Origin of the sequence: Bacillus sp. RIT 809, from assembly GCF_016892495.1 — a bacterium.
Classification (GTDB): domain Bacteria; phylum Bacillota; class Bacilli; order Bacillales; family Bacillaceae_G; genus Bacillus_A; species Bacillus_A cereus_U.
On record NZ_JAFEMR010000012.1, the window covers coordinates 20,036 to 40,051 of the forward strand.

The window sequence follows — 20,016 nt, forward strand, 5'->3', positions numbered from 1 at the left end:
CATAAACAAATATGCTAGGTGATGAAATGATACATACATATTCAGGTGAGACAATTAATTTTCATATAACTTATAAGAAGAAAAAATCAGTACGTCTTTTTGTAGATTCTTACGGAAATGTTGAGGTGCAAGCTCCGAAAGGGACACCTGTTGAATACTTAGTCCAGTTGCTAGAGGAGAAATGGGATTGGATTCAGAAAACACGTAAGGAAATGCAGGAGCGGGCGCTTGGACCACAGGAAAAGGATTATGATCAAGGAGAGGGCTTTCTGTATTTAGGGAGTACGTATCCGATACAGATTTCTCAAGATGCAAGTATTACGCAAGACAATGCAGTTTTTGAAGGGGATAAGCTACACATTTATGTGAATGAGCTTAAGGATGAGAAAATACAACAAGCTTTAAAACGTTTTTACTATAAACAGTGCAAGGCATTAGTAGAAAAGAGTATTAAAGCACATCAAAGCAACTTTAAAACAAAACCGCGTTCTATTCGTATTACAGATAGTAGTCGTACGTGGGGAACTTGTGATTCAAATCTACAACTAACATTCAATTGGAAGCTAGCGATGGCACCACAGAGGGTAATTGACTATGTAGTTGTTCATGAAATGTGTCATATGGTTCATTTAAATCATGATCGATCTTTTTGGCGTCTTGTTGGGAAGATAATGCCTGATTATAAGGAAATGGAAAACTGGTTAGCGTTATCGAGTTGGAAGATGACGGTTTAGTAATGCGCTTTATATAGGTTGCGATTATTGTAAATATTTGTCGGTAAGTCGATATATTTCAAAAATCGCTGATATATTTGGAGTTGCGGTCAATATATTCAAAAAATCGCTCATATAATCTCATTTACCAGGTAATTATTGAATGAGGAGAAAGTAAAAGGAGATGTCACAGTGGACATCTCCTTTTACGGGTGTAGGAATTATCGTCCAAACTTCACAACGAAATTCCCATCTATTTTCTCCATCTCATATCCACGATACCCCTCCGAAAGTAACGCTTGCTTTTCACTAGCATCACTCATCGGAATATCTTTAACATCCGTCCAATCTCTTTCGGTATCCTTACGCAATTCCTTCACAAAAACATACCGCATACTACCGCTATACTTCTCCTTCAGCGCAGCAATTTCCATTCCTTGCGCGAACTTATCCTTTAAACTAGGAATGTTGAAAGGTGCAACGGTGCAGCAAACGTAATCGTATTTGCTGTCTTCTTTTTGTAATTCATCCATGATGACTGTGGCTAATATTTTTTGCATACCATTTCCTCGGCAGTTTGGATGAACGTTTGAGATTTCTTGATAGATGACGCGGTGTAGCTCGCTTTCTGGTAGGCCAATATCAAGTCCTAAATGTTCATCGTCGATAGGAGGGACTAGTAGGGCTCGAAATGCGATGAGCTCGTTTTGTATAAAGGCACCGATCATCATTCCGTTTCCTTCTAGAATGTATTGAAATTCTTCTAGCGAGAGTGGTTGTAAACGACCTTTATCTTCTAGCGCTTCAACTACAACGTTTTGTAATGATAAAATTTGTTCCATATGTTCTAAAGATAGTAATGTAACGTGAAATGGATCGTTGTTTTGTTTTAATTTTCCTTCGTAAAGAATCGTCATGTGTTAGTCCTCCTTTAGCGTACAACGTCTTGAAAGACGGTTAGTTCTTGTAATGTACTTTCGTTTATTTCAATGCCGAGTCCCGGCTTTTCGTTTAAGCGAATAAATGGTACGTCGTAATGTAAGTTTCCGATGTCTTTCGTGAATTTTAATGGTCCTGTTAGCTCGACGCTAGTAATGATTTTTTTTGAGAAAGCGACATGGAATCCTGCGGAAGAGGCAACAGATGATTCGACCATGGATCCAACTTGGCATTCAATGCCTGCCATTTCAGCTTGATGAGCAAGTTTTACAGCTGGATATATGCCGCCGCATTTCATTAGTTTTATATTCACTTTATCAGCTGCGTCTAATTTAATGATTTGGCGCATTTCACGAGAGCCTTTTAGTCCTTCATCAATCATAAGTGGAAGGTCTGTTTTAGAACGAATATGAGCCATTGCGTCAATATCATCGGCTACAACAGGCTGTTCAATCCAGTCAATGTTTAAATGTCCTAATGAACGAAGTGCTGTTAATGTGTTTGCACTATTTTTCCAGCCTTGGTTTACATCAACGCGAATCGCGATATCATTTCCTACACGTTCACGTACAGCTTCAATTCGGTTTACATCTTCTTTTACATTCGTGCCGACTTTCATTTTGAAAGATTGGTAACCTTTTTTAATCATAGAAGCTGCTTCTTCAGCCATATTTTCTGGAGCGGCGATACTTAAGACGTGAGTGACAGGAAATTCTTCATGGTAGCGTCCGCCAATTAGTTGATATACAGGTTGATTTAGTTTTTTGCCCATTATATCAAAACAAGCGATGTCAATCGCAGCTTTCGCTGTAGGAACACCGTAAATTGTGTTGTCCATCATATCGTGTATTTTCTCGATATTCATTGGGTTTTTCCCGATAAGAGCAGGAGCTAGTGTATGTTTTAAAACATGGAAAGTACTTTCCCATGATTCACCTGTAACGTGATCATCAGCAACGCCTTCGCCGTAACCGATAATACCTTCATCTGTTTCCATTTTGACGATAATAGAAGGCATATCAGAATAAGAACCATAACTAATAACAAACGGATCGCGAAGCGGTAAACGAATTGCGTAAAGGTGAATAGCTGTAATTTTCATTGAATAAAGACCCCTTCCTGTTTACAATGGTTTTGTACATTTGATATAGTTGACGTTAAATAGTCGTTAATTAATGATAAGGAGTTAGAGAAAATGATGATAAAAATTGCAGTTGTCGGTTCAAAAGAGTTTATGGAGAATCTTTTACCTATTGCTCATAAACTAGAAGAAATAGAGATTGATCCATATATTTACCTTCACCCGGCAGAATCTTCTGAAATATTAAAGCGTTTAAAACCTTGTGATGCTATCTTTTTCTCAGGTGCCCTACCTTATTATATGGCAAAAGAAATAAGAGAACAATTGCGAATTCCAAGTACGTACTTACAGCAAGACGAGACAACTGTCGCATCTTCACTCCTTTCTATAATATATCATCAAAGTATCCAACCTCATAAAATTTCAATTGATTTAGTAGATCGTTCGTTTATTACAAATGTGTTCCATGATATCGGTCTGAAAGAAACGCCGCAAGTGATGGATTATGAAAATATGTTATGGAGTAATGATGAAATTAAGAGCATCATTGATTTTCATTTAGCTAAATATCAATCTGGAGAGGTCGATTTAGCTTTAACTAGTATTCACGCTGTCTACGACGAACTTCAAAAAATAGGTATTCCTTCAGAGCGTATGATAGACCCGACGCAATCAATTATACACGGGTTAAAAGATGCAAAAATAAAAGCTGAGTTAGCAAAAAGCCATTCAGCTACTGTTGGTGCTTGTATTATATCCTTTATAGAGTTACAAGAAAGCTCGCTTGAAAAATTAAATGTAATTTCAAAAGAATTACGTGGTTCATTTAAACAAGTTGATGAAATGACTTTTATTTTGTATACAACTCGTGGTGATATTGAATTGAGTATAAAAACAAATACGATAGATCGTTTATTTATGAATATAGAAGACGCAGTATCTATTGGATTTGGTTACGGAAAAACAGTAAATGAAGCGGAACAAAATGCAAAAATCGCTCGAGGTTTCGCAAAGAATAATCCGATAGAAAGCTGCTTTTATATACTAACAAGTGATAAAGAATTATTTGGTCCGTTCCCGAAAGAACAGAGAGTACAAAGTTTAAAAAACGATAATCCTGAATTAATGAAAATAGCGAAGGAAACGAAGCTTAGTCCTGCAAACTTGTCAAAAATTATTCAGTTTAGTCAATCGCATCCATCATTGAAATTTACAGCGGCGGATCTTTCTGAGTACTTACAAGTGACTCGGCGATCGACGGAAAGGCTGTTAAAGAAATTAGTTGATTACAGATATGCCAATATTTGCGGCGAGGAAATGCCCTATCAACAAGGGCGCCCTCGTGCAATATATGAGCTAAATTTACCGTTGTATTCGTTTCAAAAATTTTAAGCTTCTAGTTGTGCTTTTTGCTTTTTCAGTAGGTCTGCTTTTTCAATATCAGATAGCTTCGTAATTGTGAAGCCAGTTATACCATAAATGATTGAGATAATAGGTACGATGAAATTCAATATAGCATAAGGAGCATATTCGAATGCACCGACTCCAAGTGTTGCGAGTATAAATACACCACATGTATTCCAAGGTACGAAAACAGAAGTTAATGTTCCACCATCTTCTAATGCTCTGGATAAATTTTTAGAATGTAGTCCTTTTTCTGTGTACGCATTTGCATACATTCTTGAAGGAACAACAATCGAAATATATTGTTCAGAGCAAGTAAGATTCGTTGCAAAGCAAGATGCGATGGTAGAAGCGATAAGTCCTTTTGATGATGTCGCTAATTTTAAAATTTGATTTACAATTGAGCGAAGAATGCCAGTATGTTCTAGTACTCCGCCGAAAGTCATAGCGACAATTGTCATAGAAACTGTATTCATCATAGAGCTTAAGCCACCACGGTTAAATAGTTCATCTACTAGCTTGTTTCCAGTGTCTATGACAAATCCACTTTGGAGTGCACCGACAGCTGATGAGACAGAGCCACCTTGAATAAAGACTTGTGATAAGAATCCTAAAATAACACCTACGAGAATAGCTGGTATAGCAGGGACTTTTTTAGCGACCAATACCATAACGACTACGGGTATAATTAATAGGAAAGGCGAAATAACAAAGTTTTGTTGCAATACTTGTAACGTTTGATCGATGCTTTTTGCATCGATATTGTTATCGCCGAAGCTTCTTCCTAAGAAAGCATAGACGATAAGAGTAATAATTAAACCTGGAATTGTAGTAAATAACATATGACGAATATGTGTGAATAAATCTGTATTTGTTAATCCCGCTGCTAAGTTTGTCGTGTCTGAAAGCGGTGACATTTTATCGCCAAAATAAGAACCGGAAATTATAGCGCCAGCAACCATTGGAGCTGGGATTCCCATACTTAGGCCAATTCCCATTCCAGCAACACCGATTGTTCCCATTGTAGACCAAGAGCTACCGATTGCTAATGCAACGATAGAACAAATAATTGTAATTGAAACTAAAAATAGTGATGGAGTTAAAAGTTTTAAGCCGTAATAAATCATAGTAGCGACGATTCCGCCGCCAATCCAAGCACCGATCGTTAAACCTACAAGAATAATGATAACGATAGCGGGTAATGCAAGGCGAATTCCTTTATACATCGATTCTTCAATGTCATTCCATTTGTAACCGTATCGCCAAGCGACGATCGAAGCAACGGTTGTACCGATAATAAGTGGGACGTGAGGGCTTTGTTCTAATACAACAATTGTAACCATCATAACTGCAACTGTAATGATAATAGGGATTATTGCTATGCCAAAAGGTATTTCTCTTTTCATAAACTGCCTCCTCATTATGTATGTTTGTATTTTTAGAATTGTCGCAAAATAGACGTTATTAAGTTATAATAACTAAAAATAGATGTAAGCGTCAACATAAAAACAGAAAATATCGAATGTTCTATTTGTATGGATATCTTTATAAGATGAGTTGAAATCGGGTATTAACGGTATTAAAAAATAAATAATTGACTTTTTTCTTAAAATTCAATATGTTCATAAAAACATCTGTTTTTCATAAGTATAATTAATCTGAATGGTTTGTAATTAGGGGAAGGAGAATGAAGCTTTGAAAACATTAGAACTACAAGAGCGTTTAACTGAAATTTTTCAGCATTTACATGAAAACCCTGAAGTAAGCTGGAAGGAATATGAAACGACAGCTTATATTACTAACTTTCTAAAAGAAGAAGGAATTTCATATAAAATATTTGATGATTGCCCTGGCGTGATTGCTGAAATCGGAAGAGGGAATCCAGTTATCGCGATTCGTGCTGATATGGATGCACTATGGCAAGAAGTAGACGGAGAATTTAAAGCGAATCACTCATGCGGCCACGATGCTCATATGACGATTGTGATGGGCCTTATTTTACAATTGAAAAATATGAGATGGGATAGCGGTACTGTTAGATTTATTTTTCAGCCGGCAGAGGAAAAAGGAAATGGTTCCTTAAAGATGGTAGAGAAGGGCGCCGTGGATGATGCTGATTTCTTATTTGGTGTTCATTTAAGACCGATTGAAGAACTGCCTTTGAAACAAGCTGCACCATCTATTCGTCACGGAGCAGCAGGATTTTTAGAAGGTATGATTCATGGAGATGATGCACACGGGGCACGCCCGCATCAAGGTATAAATGCAATTGATGTCATTTCGATGATCAATATTGGATTGAAAAATATATGGTTACCGCCGCAGACGTCTTATTCTGTTAAGATGACGAGATGCCAAGCTGGTGGTGATAATCTAAATATTATTCCAGGTAACGGACATTTTAGTTTAGATGTAAGAGCAGAAAATAACATATTACTAGATGAATTGAAGCGAAAAATAGAGCAAGTAATTCAGTCAGCTGAATCAATGGGTTCTAAACTTTCTTATGAGTGGATTGATCTCGCACCAGGAGCTGAAGTGTCAGAAGAAGCTGAGCGTTTCATGCGAAAAGGTATTCTTGAAGTATACGGGGAAGAGGGATGTACTGGACCACTGTATACGACAGGAAGCGATGATTTTCATTACTACACAGTGAAGAGACCGCATTTAAAAGCTGTCATGCTTGGACTAGGGGCGAACTTACAACCTGGATTACACCATCCGTATATGAAGTTTGATCATAGCTGTATAATGGATGGAGTAGAAATATTGAAACAGACTGTATTGAAAGTGCTGGAAGACAGGGGCTAGAAAGCTCCTGTTTTTTGTAGGAATTTGTCGTTAAGTCGATATATTCGATTTTGCGGCGGTATAATTTCACGTACCAATTAATTTGATGAAAAATTCTCCTCTAGTACATGGTGTATAATAATAAGTACCATTTGTTAATAGGAGAAAAAAATGAACGAACAATATTACGATGCTGTATTAAATATAAAAACCGTTGGTGAGCAAAAAGGGTTTAATAAATCTATGCACTATCACCGTTATGAACCGACACCGTATAGCGGATTGGATGAGTTATTGAATCAATATGAAATAAAAAGTAGCGATCGAATTGTAGACTTTGGGTGTGGAAAAGGGAGATTGAATTTTTACATGCATCATAAGTGCGATGCATCAGCGGTTGGAATTGAAATGAATGAAGCGTTTTATAAAGAAGCAATGGAAAACCGTGAGCGTTATGCAAGGAAGGTAAGAAACAGTAAAGATAAAATTCAATTTGAATGTTGTTTAGCACAGGAATATGAGATTGATCCACGTGATAACCGGTTTTATTTCTTCAATCCATTTTCTGTCCAAGTGTTTATGAACGTAGTAAATAACATTTTGCTTTCGATAGAGGAAATAGAGAGGGAAGTGGATATTATTTTATACTATCCTTCTGAAGATTATATTTTCTTCTTGGAGAATCAGACTGCTTTTGAATTGAAGAGAGAAGTTAGATTACCGGGTGCTTATGAGAAGAATGGGAATGAGAGATTTTTAGTGTATAGATTGGAGAGTTAATGTATGGGGGCTTGGGGAGTAGCGATATTGTCAGATGATATTGCTAAAGATATTCAGTTACTTTATAAGGATTTGTTAGGAAATGAATATTCAAATGAAGAAGCAAGTAGGATTGTAATTGAGGGATACCAGACTGAACTAGATGATGAAGAGATTATTGTTTTTTGGCTAGCGTTTGCTTGCATACAATGGAAGTTAGGAAGACTTCAAGAGAATGTTAAACATGAGGCATTGCAAATAATAGAGAGTGGTGCAGATTTAGCCCGCTGGGAGGATGAACCTACATTACAGAGAAAACGTGAAGTAGTGTTAAATAAACTAAGAGAACAGTTACATTCTCCGCAGCTACAAGCTAAAAAAGTACCGAAGAGATTTATAGCTAATACTTCTTTAAAAGCAGGTGATGCTGTTAGTTACGAATTAGTATCGGGGAATTATATTATTCTTAAAGTCATTGAGATTATTGAGGAATGGTACGGGGATCGATATCCTCTATTTGAAATGTGTGATTGGGAAGGGAAAGAGATTCCTTCAAAAGAACAAATTGATCAATTAGACTTAAAGAAAAGGATTTATGAAGATGGAAACCAGGAAATAATTAAGCTTGCTATTTATTCTTCAGGAAAAAGAGATAACCCAGCTAAAAGAATACAAGTAGTAGCAGAAGATGTAAATGTAGTATTGGATATAGAACCACCGTATGATTTAATATGTTGGAAGGCATTTGACGACCATTTACATACAATGTAATAAAAAAGACGCACTACCAATAGGTAGCGCGTCTTTTACTCACGTCTATATAATTAGTTACGGATTAAGTAATCAAATGCACCTAAAGCTGCATTTGCACCTGAACCCATAGAGATGATGATTTGTTTGTACGGATTATTTGTACAGTCACCTGCACCAAACACTCCTGGTACGTTTGTAGCGCCGTGCTTGTCTGTTACGATTTCACCGCGAACGCGTTCAACTGTTTCGCCTAACCAGTCTGTGTTTGGCACAAGACCGATTTGAACGAATACACCTTGTAATTCAACGTGATGAACTTCTTCAGTTTCACGATCGATGTAAGAAATACCGTTTACTTTATCAGTACCAGTGATTTCTTTCGTTTGAACGTTTTTCAGAACAGTTACGTTTGGTAAGCTGTTAAGACGTTCTTGTAATACAGCATCAGCTTTTAATTCTGGCATGAATTCAAGAACAGTTACGTGCTTAACAATACCTGCTAAGTCGATAGCTGCTTCAATACCAGAGTTACCACCGCCGATAACCGCTACATCTTTTCCGATGAATAATGGACCGTCACAGTGTGGGCAGTATGCTACACCTTTGTTTTTGAACTCAGCTTCACCCGGTACGCCAACATTACGCCAGCGAGCACCTGTTGAAACGATTACGCTCTTACTTTTCAGAATAGCGCCGTTTTCAAGTTCCACTTCAATAAGTTCTTTTTTCTCTAAACGTTTCGCACGTTGTAGATTCATTACATCGATGTCGTATTCTTTTACGTGCTCTTCAAGGCTTGCTACTAGCTTAGGACCTTCAGTGCGTTTTACGCTGATGAAGTTCTCAATACCCATAGTATCCATTACTTGACCACCGAAGCGCTCAGCAACGATACCAGTGCGGATGCCTTTACGTGCTGCATAAATTGCTGCACTTGCACCAGCTGGGCCGCCACCAACAACAAGAACATCGTATGGATCTTTATCAGAAAGCTCTGATGCATCTGGACCGTTACCCATTTTAGCTAAAATTTCTTCAAGTGTCATACGACCACTTCCGAAAGATTCGCCGTTTAGGTAAACAGTTGGTACTGCCATGATGTCTTTGCTTTCTACTTCCTCTTTGAATGCAGCGCCATCAATCATAGTATGTGTAATACCAGAGTTTAGAACGCTCATTACGTTAAGAGCTTGTACAACATCAGGACAGTTATGACAACTTAGGCTGATATAAGATTCAAAATGATATTCGCCTTGAATGTTTTTGATTTGATCGATTAATTTTTGTTCAACTTTTGGAGCACGTCCACTAACTTGTAGTAAAGCTAACACTAATGAAGTAAATTCGTGTCCTAATGGAATACCAGCGAATGCGACACCAGTGTCTTCGCCAGGGCGATTTACGCTAAAGCTTGGTGTTCTCTCTAGTTCAACTTTTTCTACTGTAATCTTAGATGACATAGTAGCTAATTCATCTACTAGAGATAACATATCTTTAGATACGTTATCGTCTCCTGCGCTTACTTTAAGTAAAATATCGTTCTCCATTAACTGAAGGTATTGGGATAGTTGTGTTTTTATATCTGCATCTAGTATCATTTTGATCGAACTCCTTAGATTTTGCCTACAAGGTCAAGGCTTGGTTTAAGTGTTGCAGAACCCTCTTGCCATTTAGCTGGACAAACTTCACCTGGGTTGTTACGTACGTATTGAGCTGCTTTAATTTTGTTAACAAGAATGCTTGCGTCACGGCCGATACCGTCAGCATTGATTTCCATAGATTGGATAACGCCGTCTGGATCGATGATGAATGTACCACGAGCAGCAAGACCTTCTTCTTCAATTAAAACGTTGAAGTTGCTAGTGATTGTGCGAGTTGGGTCACCAATCATAATGTATTCGATTTTGCCGATAGTTTCTGAGCTATCATGCCAAGCTTTGTGAGTGAAGTGAGTGTCTGTAGATACAGAGTATACTTCAACACCTAAGTCTTTTAGAGTTGCATATTGGTTTTGTAAGTCTTCAAGTTCAGTTGGGCAAACGAATGTGAAGTCAGCTGGGTAGAAACAAACTACACTCCATTTTCCTTTTAAACTTTCGTCAGTAACTTGAATAAATTCTCCATTATGGTAAGCATTAGCTTTAAACGGTTTTACTTCTGTGCCGATTAATAACATATTAAAATTCCTCCTAAAGGTTGGTTTTGAGCATCGGAAATTAGTTTGCTCATAAAATATATTTTTTAATTAACTATAATAATTCTAATTCGATATTAATTATCATATAGAAGTGGTTATTTTGTCAAGAGAATAAACCAACTTTATACCAATTTAATTAATATTTATTCTCAATTAAGGTTGTTAGGGAATTAAAAGGTAATTTTTAAGTCATAAATTTTCAATGAGTGTTTGAAAGAGTAGTGTGTATGTTAGAGACATGGTGTAAGTATAAATTCTTAGGAAGGAAATATTTCTTAGAAGTTGTGGATTTGAAAAGGAACTGCTTACTTCTATTTTACAAAGAATTGTGCAATAAATAAAACAAAATGTATCGGAATCTTTGTGAACAATTATTGTCATCTTAAATATATATAATAAGAAGTATATTGCAATGAGAAATAGAAACATTGACGCTCATTTCTAACAAGATATAATAAAAGCGAGATATGTATTGCAATAGAGAAGATATAGTATAGATTGAAAAAATTTCAGTCTATTATTTTTTACGGCTTTTAGAAAACGTTTACATTTAGTGTGGAGGGGAAACCATGTCTAAGTTCACGAAGTATTTTTTAATGGAAGCTAAAGATGTGATTGCATATGTGCAAGAGAAATTACCTAAGTTCGAACATGCAAAGGGGCTAAAGTGTAAAGAAATAGGTGATGGTAATTTAAATTATGTGTTCCGCGTTTGGGATGAACAGAAGAACATTTCTGTCATTGTAAAGCAAGCTGGGGATACAGCGCGTATTTCAGATGAGTTTAAGTTGTCGACGAATCGAATCCGTATAGAATCAGATGTTTTGCGATTAGAAGGAGAGTTAGCACCTGGACTCGTGCCAAATGTATATTTGTTCGATAGTGTGATGAATTGTTGCGTGATGGAAGATTTATCAGATCACACAATATTGCGCACAGCACTCATAAATCATCAAATGTTTCCGAAGCTTGCTGATGATTTAACTACTTTTATGGTAAACACTCTTCTATTAACATCAGATGTTGTAATGAATCATAAAGAGAAGAAGGAACTCGTGAAGAATTATATAAATCCTGAGTTATGTGAGATTACAGAGGACCTCGTATATTCAGAGCCATTCACAAATCATAATAAACGAAACGAATTGTTTCAATTAAATGAAGGATGGATTAGAGAGCATATTTATAGTGATAAAGAGCTTCGTATGGAAGTAGCAAAACTTAAGTTTTCTTTTATGACGAATGCACAAGCGCTACTTCACGGTGATTTACATACTGGTTCTGTTTTTGTAAAAAGTGATTCTACAAAGGTTATTGATCCTGAGTTTGCCTTTTATGGACCTATGGGATATGACGTTGGAAATATAATGGCAAATTTAATGTTTGCATGGGTGAATGCAGATGCAGTGATGCAATCTGGTATTGAGAAAGATACATATATGAACTGGATAGAATCTACCATGATAGATGTAATTGATTTATTTAAGAAGAAGTTTTTAGATGCTTGGGATATTCATGTGACAGAGATTATGGCGAAGGAAGAAGGCTTTAACCGAGTTTATTTACAATCTGTATTAGAGGATACAGCTGCAGTGACGGGTCTTGAGTTAATTCGTCGTATTGTTGGTCTAGCGAAGGTAAAGGATATTATTTGTATTGAGAATGACGCGGCGCGTGCTAGAGCGGAGCGAATTTGTCTTCAAGTAGCGAAGAAGTTTATTTTACAAGCGAATCAATATAAAACAGGTAGCAGTTTTGTAGAAACGTTAAAAAAACAGTCAATGCATAGTGCGAAATAAGGGGAGAAGATGATGGCAGAGCAATTAATACCAATTCAGTGGAAAGATGATGCTTTAGTGTTATTGGATCAAACGGTATTACCGAACGAAGTAGTCTATGAATCTTTTAAAACGGCTGAGGGTGTGTGGGATGCGATTCAAGTAATGAAAGTACGAGGAGCGCCGGCAATAGGTGTTTCAGCAGCCTACGGTGTGTATTTAGGGGTAAAGGAAGTTGCGAAAAGTTCGGCGGAAGAATTCATAGCGGAAGTAAAAAAGGTATGTGCATACTTAGCGACATCAAGACCGACGGCAGTAAATTTATTTTGGGCGCTTGAAAGAATGGAAAGTGTAGCGAAAGAGAATGCTCACTTATCAATTGCGCAGTTGAAAGATAGATTATTAGAAGAAGCAAAAGAGATTCATAGAGAAGATGAAGAAATTAACCGTCAAATTGGAGAACATGCATTAACATTATTCCATGATGGCATGGGGATATTAACGCATTGTAATGCAGGTGCTTTAGCAACGACTAAGTATGGTACTGCGACAGCTCCAATGTACTTAGCGAAAGAAAAAGGATGGGACTTAAAAATCTATTCGGATGAAACACGCCCTAGATTACAAGGTTCAACGTTAACAGCATTAGAACTGCAGCGAGCGGGAATTGATGTAACGGTCATTACAGATAATATGGCGGCAATGGTCATGTCACAAGGGAAAATCGATGCAGTAATCGTTGGATGTGATCGTGTAGCAGCAAACGGGGATGTAGCAAATAAAATTGGAACATTAGGTGTTTCGATTTTGGCTAAATATTATAACATTCCGTTTTATGTAGCCGCACCAACGCCGACAATTGATTTGAAAACACTGACAGGAAAAGAAATTCCAATTGAAGAAAGGGATGCTTCTGAAGTGATCAATCGTTTCGGACAATACTCTGCTCCGCAAGAAAGTAAAGTATACAATCCGGCATTTGATGTCACGCCATCTGACAATGTAACAGCGATTATTACGGAAAAAGGAATTGTAAAAGCACCGTTTACGGAGAATTTAAAAAAGCTATTTCAATAAGTAGATAGTTTTTTAGAAAAATAGTCATCATAAGCTTCATACTTAGGGGGATGTATATGTTACTGCAAAAAGAAAGGGAAGAAATTGTAGCGTACGGAAAGAAAATGATTTCTAGTGGTTTAACAAAGGGGACTGGCGGTAATATTAGTATTTTTAAGCGTGAACAAGGTCTTGTTGCAATTAGCCCAAGTGGTCTAGATTATTATGAAACGACGCCTGAAGATGTAGTTATATTGAATTTAGATGGTGAAGTGATAGAGGGAGAGAGAAAACCATCAAGTGAATTAGATATGCATCTTATCTATTATAGAAATCGTGAAGATATAAATGCGCTTGTACATACACATTCTCCTTATGCGAAGACAATCGCATCATTAGGATGGGAACTTCCTGCTGTGTCATATTTAATTGCTTTTGCAGGTCCGAATGTTCGCTGTGCACCGTATGAAACATTTGGTACGAAGCAATTAGCAGAGGCTGCTTTTGAAGGCATGATTGATCGTCGTGCAGTTTTACTTGCGAATCATGGTTTAATGGCCGGTGCGAATAATATAAAAATGGCGTTTACTATTGCAGAAGAAATAGAGTTTTGTGCTCAAATTTATTATCAAACGAAAAGTGTCGGAGAACCGAAGTTATTACCAGAAGACGAGATGGAGAATTTGGCGAAGAAGTTTGAAGGATATGGACAGCAGTAGATAGCTATAGATTATTTTTCTTCTGCAATAGTACTGAGAATCTATTGCAGAAGATTTTTTATTTATAAATATTGAATTGGTTAAGCTCATCGATCCACTGGAAAATACTTTTCAATACTAATGAATCTGTATCAAAATAGCTGTGAAAGAAAATATACTTACAGCTATTTTAGGGTTTTAATTATTTAGATATATTTTTTAGCTGAGAATCCAATTTCCAGAAACCAATTCCAGAGAATAATGCTGCTAATGAACCAATAATTGCAGCAATACCGATATCTCCGAACATCATGCCGCCCATTAATATACCGAAAATGCCAATTAAGATAAGAATAATAGCGATAGCTTTCATTTTGTTTACCTCCTGTTGTTTTTATTGTGCAGCAATATCTATAGTGCTTCCTAATAAAATTATACTTTGTGTAGTACCACCACTCACATTATCAAAAGCATTTGTAGAAAGAGGTAATCCGACTGCTGTTACATAAGAGTCTTTAAATATATCTTTTAAATTACCTGAAAATATAAGTTGGAAGCTTTCATAATCGTCAGTTAATATGTGAACATAGGTAAATGTTTCGTTATTGAAAGGATCTTCTTTAATTTCTACTACGGTTCCATTAATAGGTATTAATTTTTCTAAGTAAGGTGTTATATTCTTATCTAAATGTTTATAACTGATTGAATGATCAATTAAGCCTTTAGTTGCATTTACATCGGCATCTGTTTTTGCTGGAAATAAATTTGAATGCCCATTAATAAATTTACTGCTAGTTTTATTTAGAGAAGAATGTTGCCCAGGTAAAGATGATAGGTATTGTTTATATGTATCTACTTGGGGATTTTTGGTGTTTGTTGTATTGGTTTTGGCACTATCTTTAGAGTCTTCAGAAGCTTTAGCTGATGTATCGCTAGAGTTTGACGAATTATTTGACCCTAAGGCAACAGTAATGAAGAGTATTCCAAAACACAGTCCCGTATACTTTAACCACCGTTTAGTTTGATTGTTCTTTTTAATCAGTGATATTATAACCATGATTAAGCATACAATAATACCAATTAAAGATGTTAAACCTAAAAAAGCCTCCATATAAGAGTATTCCTCCTTTAATATAATAAAAGTACTATATAATAATATATTATTAAAAGGGTTTTTTCTACCATTTAAATACAAAAATATCCTTTATATGTTTTTTGTTGCTGAATATATTAAGGGGGATATTCAGCAAGAACGAGTTATATCAATTATTGAAGTATATGACGATTATAATCTTGATGGATAGTGTGATTCTTATATATAACAAGAGACATTGTTTATTTATTTTTGTAGAGCTCATCGATATGTATAAGAGCAAGCGAGTAATAACTGTAATATTGTAAATAAACGTAAAGAAACACCCTCAAGAAAAAAATCTTGAGGGTGTTTCTTTATACTTTCTTGAGCAACAAATACATAAAGTAAGGTGCACCAATTAAAGCAACGACAATACCAGCGGGAATACCGTTAGGTTCAACGATATTTCGTCCGATTGTGTCTGCAAATAGTAATAGCCATCCACCAATTAAAACAGCGATTGGCATGAAGATTTGATGCCTTGGACCTACTAAAGATTTCGCGATGTGAGGAGCCATAAGTCCGATAAAGCTAATGCCTCCTGTTACAGAAACAGCAGCGGCAGCAAGTGCAACGGCTGCGATTAATAAGTATCTTCGCTCTTTTTCAATTTCAATTCCAACACCGATTGCTACTGGCTCGTTTAATGCTAGTATATTTAATCGATTTGCTTTATAGAAGACAAATGGGATTAATACGATTAGCCAAGGAAGCATTGCTAAAACAAATGTCCAGTCATCTCCCCAAATGTTTCCGGCAATCCATTTGGAGATAAAGTCCACTTTCATACGATCAGCGGATGAAATAAGGACAATCATTATTCCAGATAGTGCAAATGAAAAACCGATGCCGGTTAATGTTAATCGTATTGGCTGAAGGCCGGTGGATTTACTATATGAAAATACGTAAATTAGAACAGCTGTTAGAAACGCACCGATAAATCCAACAACTGGTAGTAGGTAAAGAAATGAACCTACGTCTATCGGGAAGTATAGAAAGAAAACAGAAACTGCAACACCAGCACCAGCGTTAATGCCGAGAATACCAGGTTCAGCTAAATCGTTTCGGGTAATACCTTGTAATACAGCACCTGATAAAGCGAGAGCCATACCAGCTAATAATGTAATGACGATTCTAGGTAGCCTTAAAGAATATAAAACGAATTCTTCTTTAAATGTACCTTGTCCCATAAGTGTTGGGATTAATCTGTCATAGGAGAGAGCGGCAGAACCGAGTCCCATTCCAATTACAATTGTTGTGATGGTAAGTATAAGTAATGCAAGTATGATAAGGCGTTGTTTCTTTAGAATAGATTGCATCATGAGAAAGTTCTTCCTCCTTTACGTACAATGAATAGGAAGAATGGTAATCCTACAATTGCGACGATTGCAGCAACTGGTGTTTCATACGGAGCGTTAATTGTACGTCCGATTGTATCTGCGAGCAGCATAAAGGAAGCACCAGCAATCGCTGACATTGGTATAACAAAACGGTAGTCTGGTCCAACGATTGGACGAACCATATGGGGTACCATAAGTCCGATAAATGCCATGTTTCCGACAAGTGCTACAGAAGCACCAGCAAGCAAGATAATAATGATAAATAAAATCGTTTTAATAACGATAATTTTTTGACCGAGTCCAACGGCAACTTCTTCACTGAAACTAAGAACTGTTAATTTCTTTGCAAGTAAGATAGCGATAAATATACTTATTGAAATAACCGGAATAATAATTTTTAATTGGCTCCAACTCGTTCCAATTACGCCCCCAGCCGTCCACATTGATACATCTTGTGAAATTTTAAAGTAAATGCCAACACCTTCTGAGATTGCAAGTAGAAATGCTGAAACAGCAGCACCAGCTAATACAATTCGAAGAGGGGAAAGTCCGCCCTTTTTCACCATGCCAATTCCAAATACCATAATAGCGCCAATTGCAGCACCGATAAAGCAAGCTAGTGTTAAGTAAAGGTAGCTTATAGAAGGATTGAAAGCAAGTGTTAGTGCAAGTGCGGCATTTGCGCCACCAGTTAAGCCTAGTAATCCCGGATCGGCAAGTGGGTTTCGAGTTAATCCTTGCATAATTGCACCAGAAACAGCGAGTCCAGCTCCTACAAAAATAGCAGCAACTTCACGTGGTAAACGTATTTCACGCAGGATGGATAGCTTATCTCCTTTAGCAGAGGAAGTGAGTGCTAACCATACGTCTTTTATAGAAGTATCTGCAGCACCTAATACCATTGCAAACATAAAAATAAGAAAGAATGCAATGATACTCAAAATTAATTTGTATGTAAAAGCGTTGGAACGTAGGTTGTCTTGCTCTTTTTTCATCAGTTTCACATCTTTTCTTTTCATAGAATAAAGGAAGAGGAATTCTTAAATTAAGAATTCCTCATGTTTGTATTATTGACCAAGAAAGCTCTTCTTGAAGAAGTCTAGTTGGAAATCTAATGTAAGTGGATCATTGAAATAGAATTCCATCATGTTTGCTTCATATACACGATTATTTTTCACTGCTGGAATGTTTTTATATGATTCTGTCTCTTGGAATGAGTTATCAGTATCTTTGTTTTTACTTACGATTAAGTAATCACCAGCGAACTCAGGTAATACCTCAGTAGATAATGCGTAGTATCCTTCTTTTAAAGCTTTTTCTTTTACTTTTTCAGGCATTTTTAATTTCATTTCTTGGTAAAGAATTTCTGTTCCACGGCCCCAGTTTTCGCCATATACGTAAAGCTGTTTGTTGAAGTTTTCAACAACAGAAACTGTTGCATCTTCACCAATCTTCGCTTTAATGTCTTTTCCAGCTGTTTGTGCGCGTTTCTTGAAATCATCAACCCAAGTTTTTGCTTCTTTTTCTTTATTTAATAATTTACCGATTTCTAAGTGTTGTGTTAAGTAATCAACTTTTCCGTAAGTGTATGTTACAGTAGGAGCGATTTTCTTTAACTTATCAACATTTTTAACATTTGATAAACCAATGATTAAATCTGGATTTAATTCTGCAATCTTTTCAACATTCTCATCTGATACTTCAGCGACATTTTTCAGTTTGCTATCGAAACGTGGGTTTTGTTTAGACCATGAATCTACCCCAACAAGGTTTACACCTAATGACATTACGTTACCAGCGAATGATGATAGGACAACAACACGTTGTGGATTTGCTGGAACTTCTACTTTACCATTTTCTGATTGGTATGTAATTGTTTCTGATTTTTTACCTTTTGCGTCGTTCTTCTTGTCTGTTGAACCGTTGCTACAAGCACTCATAACAAGGACGAACAGAACTGTTAGTGAAATAAATAATTTTTTCATCGTCTTTCTCCTTTAAATAGATGATATGTGTATACAATAATTTGTTTAACTGCAATCTTTTTGAAAGAGTAGTGGTAATACAGAATACAAAATATTTATTAAAAATCTTGAATATGAGATTTCACAATATAGTATTGACCATATTAATGAAAGAAGATGTAATCCCAAATTTGCTAATTATTAACAAACTGATAATGATTATCACTATTGATTCTTTAAATAATATAATTTTATATAGGTGTATTGTCAATAGTAATTTTGATTGTAAATTTTGCGGAAACAGGTTATATTTTATTGAGAATGATAATCAATGACTAATAGCTGAGGAGTGGGCACGAATGAATCGAGAAGAATTGTTTGATGTAACTGTGATAGGTGGAGGACCTGCAGGGCTTTATTCAGCTTTTTATAGTGGACTCAGAGAGATGAAAACGAAAATAATAGAATTTCAACCACAGTTAGGTGGAAAAATACATGTTTATCCAGAAAAAATGATTTGGGATATTGGCGGAGTGTTACCGGTTACGGGTGAGAAATTAATTGAGCAACTTGTACAACAAGGATTAACATTTCAACCTGAAGTTGTATTGAATACAAAAATAGAATCAATTATTCGTAATGAAGAGGGTATTTTTACGTTGAAAACAAGCTCTGGGGAAGAACATTTTTCAAAAACAGTGATCGTCGCAACTGGGAGTGGTATATTGAATCCACAAAAGTTATCAATTGAAGGTGCTGAGAGATTCGAAGTCTCAAATTTAAATTATACAGTTAAATCGTTAAAACGTTTCAAAGATAAAACGGTAATTATTTCAGGCGGAGGGAACTCTGCAATTGATTGGGCAAATGAATTAGAACCGATTGCGAAAAAAGTTTATTTAACATATAGAAAAGAAGAATTATCTGGTCATGAAGCACAAGTAAAACAACTTATGAACAGTTCGGCAGAATGTTTCTTTAATACATCGATTACAAAATTAATTGCCGGTGATAACCATGAAGCGATTGAACATGTAGAATTAACAAATCATGAAACTGGAGAGGTTTCTCATTTATCTGTTGAAGAAGTTATTATTAATCATGGATATGAACGTGACATTACATTATTGGAAAATAGTGAGCTAGATGTCGCTATTGTTGATAATTATTATATTGCAGGGAATGCAAATAGTGAGTCCTCGGTAGACGGGTTATATGCCGCTGGAGATATTTTAAAGCATGACGGAAAATTACATTTAATCGCAGGAGCGTTCCAAGATGCTGGAAATGCTGTGAATAAAGCGAAACAATTTATTCAACCAGATGCAAGTGAGTACGGAATGGTTTCTTCGCATAATGAAGTATTTAAGAAGAGAAATCGAGAATTGATAAAGCAGATGATGAATTAA

Annotated in this window: 19 protein-coding genes; 9 read left to right on the plus strand and 10 right to left on the minus strand. The window is 36.2% G+C overall.

The features are described 5' to 3' along the window. The first annotated feature begins 26 nt into the window (after positions 1-26). Positions 27-734: a M48 family metallopeptidase gene (locus JTF23_RS14330; RefSeq protein ID WP_002201943.1), complete on the plus strand. Its 708-nt coding sequence runs from the start codon at positions 27-29 to the stop codon at positions 732-734. 200 nt (positions 735-934) lie between these two features. On the opposite strand, the gene JTF23_RS14335 is transcribed toward JTF23_RS14330, so the two are convergent. Next, a complete protein-coding gene (locus JTF23_RS14335) occupies positions 935-1,630 on the minus strand; it encodes a hypothetical protein (protein WP_002201942.1) in 696 nt (231 codons plus the stop codon). 14 nt (positions 1,631-1,644) lie between these two features. Next, positions 1,645-2,754 carry a mandelate racemase/muconate lactonizing enzyme family protein gene (locus JTF23_RS14340; protein ID WP_002201941.1) on the minus strand — a complete coding sequence of 370 codons (1,110 nt, stop codon included), beginning with the start codon at positions 2,752-2,754 and terminating at the stop codon, positions 1,645-1,647. Positions 2,755-2,847: 93 nt separating this feature from the next. On the opposite strand from JTF23_RS14340, the gene JTF23_RS14345 reads away from it, so the two are divergent. Next, positions 2,848-4,125: a transcriptional regulator gene (locus JTF23_RS14345; RefSeq protein WP_204209054.1), complete on the plus strand. Its 1,278-nt coding sequence runs from the start codon at positions 2,848-2,850 to the stop codon at positions 4,123-4,125. On the opposite strand, the gene nhaC is transcribed toward JTF23_RS14345, so the two are convergent. Beyond that, complete coding sequence (nhaC, locus tag JTF23_RS14350; protein WP_002010164.1) at positions 4,122-5,543, minus strand: Na+/H+ antiporter NhaC; 1,422 nt, start codon at positions 5,541-5,543, stop codon at positions 4,122-4,124. The two genes, JTF23_RS14345 and nhaC, sit on opposite strands and share 4 nt — an antisense overlap. Before the next feature lie 289 nt (positions 5,544-5,832). Between nhaC and JTF23_RS14355 the strand changes: the two genes are divergently transcribed. The 3 genes from JTF23_RS14355 to JTF23_RS14365 all read left to right on the plus strand — a co-directional run bounded on the left by JTF23_RS14355 (position 5,833) and on the right by JTF23_RS14365 (position 8,457). After that, the gene (locus tag JTF23_RS14355) at positions 5,833-6,948 is read left to right on the plus strand and encodes a M20 peptidase aminoacylase family protein (RefSeq protein WP_002159466.1); all 1,116 of its coding nucleotides are present in this window, start codon (positions 5,833-5,835) and stop codon (positions 6,946-6,948) included. 150 nt (positions 6,949-7,098) lie between these two features. Beyond that, a complete protein-coding gene (locus JTF23_RS14360) occupies positions 7,099-7,707 on the plus strand; it encodes an SAM-dependent methyltransferase (protein ID WP_002201938.1) in 609 nt (202 codons plus the stop codon). Between the two features lie 3 nt (positions 7,708-7,710). Next, positions 7,711-8,457: a hypothetical protein gene (locus JTF23_RS14365; protein ID WP_002201937.1), complete on the plus strand. Its 747-nt coding sequence runs from the start codon at positions 7,711-7,713 to the stop codon at positions 8,455-8,457. 53 nt (positions 8,458-8,510) lie between these two features. On the opposite strand, the gene ahpF is transcribed toward JTF23_RS14365, so the two are convergent. Together ahpF and ahpC are read right to left on the minus strand one after the other, a co-directional pair. Next, positions 8,511-10,037 carry an alkyl hydroperoxide reductase subunit F gene (ahpF, locus tag JTF23_RS14370; RefSeq protein WP_002201936.1) on the minus strand — a complete coding sequence of 509 codons (1,527 nt, stop codon included), beginning with the start codon at positions 10,035-10,037 and terminating at the stop codon, positions 8,511-8,513. A gap of 14 nt (positions 10,038-10,051) precedes the next feature. Further along, positions 10,052-10,615, minus strand: coding sequence for an alkyl hydroperoxide reductase subunit C (ahpC, locus tag JTF23_RS14375; RefSeq protein ID WP_002115711.1), 564 nt, complete (start codon positions 10,613-10,615; stop codon positions 10,052-10,054). Between the two features lie 590 nt (positions 10,616-11,205). Between ahpC and mtnK the strand changes: the two genes are divergently transcribed. The 3 genes from mtnK to JTF23_RS14390 are packed head-to-tail and all read left to right on the plus strand — an operon-like array spanning position 11,206 to position 14,189. Next, the gene (gene mtnK, locus JTF23_RS14380) at positions 11,206-12,435 is read left to right on the plus strand and encodes an S-methyl-5-thioribose kinase (RefSeq protein ID WP_002201935.1); all 1,230 of its coding nucleotides are present in this window, start codon (positions 11,206-11,208) and stop codon (positions 12,433-12,435) included. A gap of 12 nt (positions 12,436-12,447) precedes the next feature. Next, on the plus strand, positions 12,448-13,491 hold the full coding sequence (gene mtnA / locus JTF23_RS14385) for an S-methyl-5-thioribose-1-phosphate isomerase (RefSeq protein ID WP_002201934.1): 1,044 nt from the start codon (positions 12,448-12,450) through the stop codon (positions 13,489-13,491). Positions 13,492-13,547: 56 nt separating this feature from the next. Beyond that, complete coding sequence (locus JTF23_RS14390; protein ID WP_002201933.1) at positions 13,548-14,189, plus strand: L-fuculose-phosphate aldolase; 642 nt, start codon at positions 13,548-13,550, stop codon at positions 14,187-14,189. 181 nt (positions 14,190-14,370) lie between these two features. Here JTF23_RS14390 and JTF23_RS14395 read toward each other — a convergent pair whose 3' ends face one another. From JTF23_RS14395 to JTF23_RS14415, 5 genes are all read right to left on the minus strand, one after another. After that, positions 14,371-14,541, minus strand: coding sequence for a hypothetical protein (locus JTF23_RS14395; RefSeq protein WP_000643652.1), 171 nt, complete (start codon positions 14,539-14,541; stop codon positions 14,371-14,373). Positions 14,542-14,562: 21 nt separating this feature from the next. After that, positions 14,563-15,279, minus strand: coding sequence for a hypothetical protein (locus tag JTF23_RS14400; protein ID WP_002201932.1), 717 nt, complete (start codon positions 15,277-15,279; stop codon positions 14,563-14,565). A gap of 338 nt (positions 15,280-15,617) precedes the next feature. Then, positions 15,618-16,625, minus strand: a complete 1,008-nt coding sequence (locus JTF23_RS14405) for a FecCD family ABC transporter permease (RefSeq protein WP_002201931.1) — start codon at positions 16,623-16,625, stop codon at positions 15,618-15,620. Further along, positions 16,622-17,662 (minus strand): FecCD family ABC transporter permease, encoded by a 1,041-nt coding sequence (locus JTF23_RS14410; protein ID WP_002139451.1) that lies wholly within the window; start codon positions 17,660-17,662, stop codon positions 16,622-16,624. The genes JTF23_RS14405 and JTF23_RS14410 overlap by 4 nt, the downstream gene beginning before the upstream one ends. A 48-nt stretch (positions 17,663-17,710) precedes the next feature. Then, positions 17,711-18,628, minus strand: coding sequence for an iron-hydroxamate ABC transporter substrate-binding protein (locus tag JTF23_RS14415; RefSeq protein WP_002159458.1), 918 nt, complete (start codon positions 18,626-18,628; stop codon positions 17,711-17,713). A 338-nt stretch (positions 18,629-18,966) separates the two neighbouring features. On the opposite strand from JTF23_RS14415, the gene JTF23_RS14420 reads away from it, so the two are divergent. After that, complete coding sequence (locus tag JTF23_RS14420; protein ID WP_002159457.1) at positions 18,967-20,016, plus strand: NAD(P)/FAD-dependent oxidoreductase; 1,050 nt, start codon at positions 18,967-18,969, stop codon at positions 20,014-20,016.

Bases quoted from the DNA above. Each gene is read 5' to 3' on its own strand.
- JTF23_RS14415 (WP_002159458.1), bottom strand. From the start codon at position 18,628: ATGAAAAAATTATTTATTTCACTAACAGTTCTGTTCGTCCTTGTTATG.
- JTF23_RS14345 (WP_204209054.1), top strand. From the start codon at position 2,848: ATGATGATAAAAATTGCAGTTGTCGGTTCAAAAGAGTTTATGGAGAAT.
- JTF23_RS14405 (WP_002201931.1), bottom strand. From the start codon at position 16,625: ATGATGCAATCTATTCTAAAGAAACAACGCCTTATCATACTTGCATTA.
- JTF23_RS14420 (WP_002159457.1), top strand. From the start codon at position 18,967: ATGAATCGAGAAGAATTGTTTGATGTAACTGTGATAGGTGGAGGACCT.
- ahpF (WP_002201936.1), bottom strand. From the start codon at position 10,037: ATGATACTAGATGCAGATATAAAAACACAACTATCCCAATACCTTCAG.
- JTF23_RS14335 (WP_002201942.1), bottom strand. From the start codon at position 1,630: ATGACGATTCTTTACGAAGGAAAATTAAAACAAAACAACGATCCATTT.
- JTF23_RS14330 (WP_002201943.1), top strand. From the start codon at position 27: ATGATACATACATATTCAGGTGAGACAATTAATTTTCATATAACTTAT.
- ahpC (WP_002115711.1), bottom strand. From the start codon at position 10,615: ATGTTATTAATCGGCACAGAAGTAAAACCGTTTAAAGCTAATGCTTAC.
- JTF23_RS14410 (WP_002139451.1), bottom strand. From the start codon at position 17,662: ATGAAAAGAAAAGATGTGAAACTGATGAAAAAAGAGCAAGACAACCTA.
- JTF23_RS14360 (WP_002201938.1), top strand. From the start codon at position 7,099: ATGAACGAACAATATTACGATGCTGTATTAAATATAAAAACCGTTGGT.
- nhaC (WP_002010164.1), bottom strand. From the start codon at position 5,543: ATGAAAAGAGAAATACCTTTTGGCATAGCAATAATCCCTATTATCATT.
- JTF23_RS14340 (WP_002201941.1), bottom strand. From the start codon at position 2,754: ATGAAAATTACAGCTATTCACCTTTACGCAATTCGTTTACCGCTTCGC.
- mtnA (WP_002201934.1), top strand. From the start codon at position 12,448: ATGGCAGAGCAATTAATACCAATTCAGTGGAAAGATGATGCTTTAGTG.
- JTF23_RS14395 (WP_000643652.1), bottom strand. From the start codon at position 14,541: ATGAAAGCTATCGCTATTATTCTTATCTTAATTGGCATTTTCGGTATA.
- JTF23_RS14365 (WP_002201937.1), top strand. From the start codon at position 7,711: ATGGGGGCTTGGGGAGTAGCGATATTGTCAGATGATATTGCTAAAGAT.
- mtnK (WP_002201935.1), top strand. From the start codon at position 11,206: ATGTCTAAGTTCACGAAGTATTTTTTAATGGAAGCTAAAGATGTGATT.
- JTF23_RS14400 (WP_002201932.1), bottom strand. From the start codon at position 15,279: ATGGAGGCTTTTTTAGGTTTAACATCTTTAATTGGTATTATTGTATGC.
- JTF23_RS14390 (WP_002201933.1), top strand. From the start codon at position 13,548: ATGTTACTGCAAAAAGAAAGGGAAGAAATTGTAGCGTACGGAAAGAAA.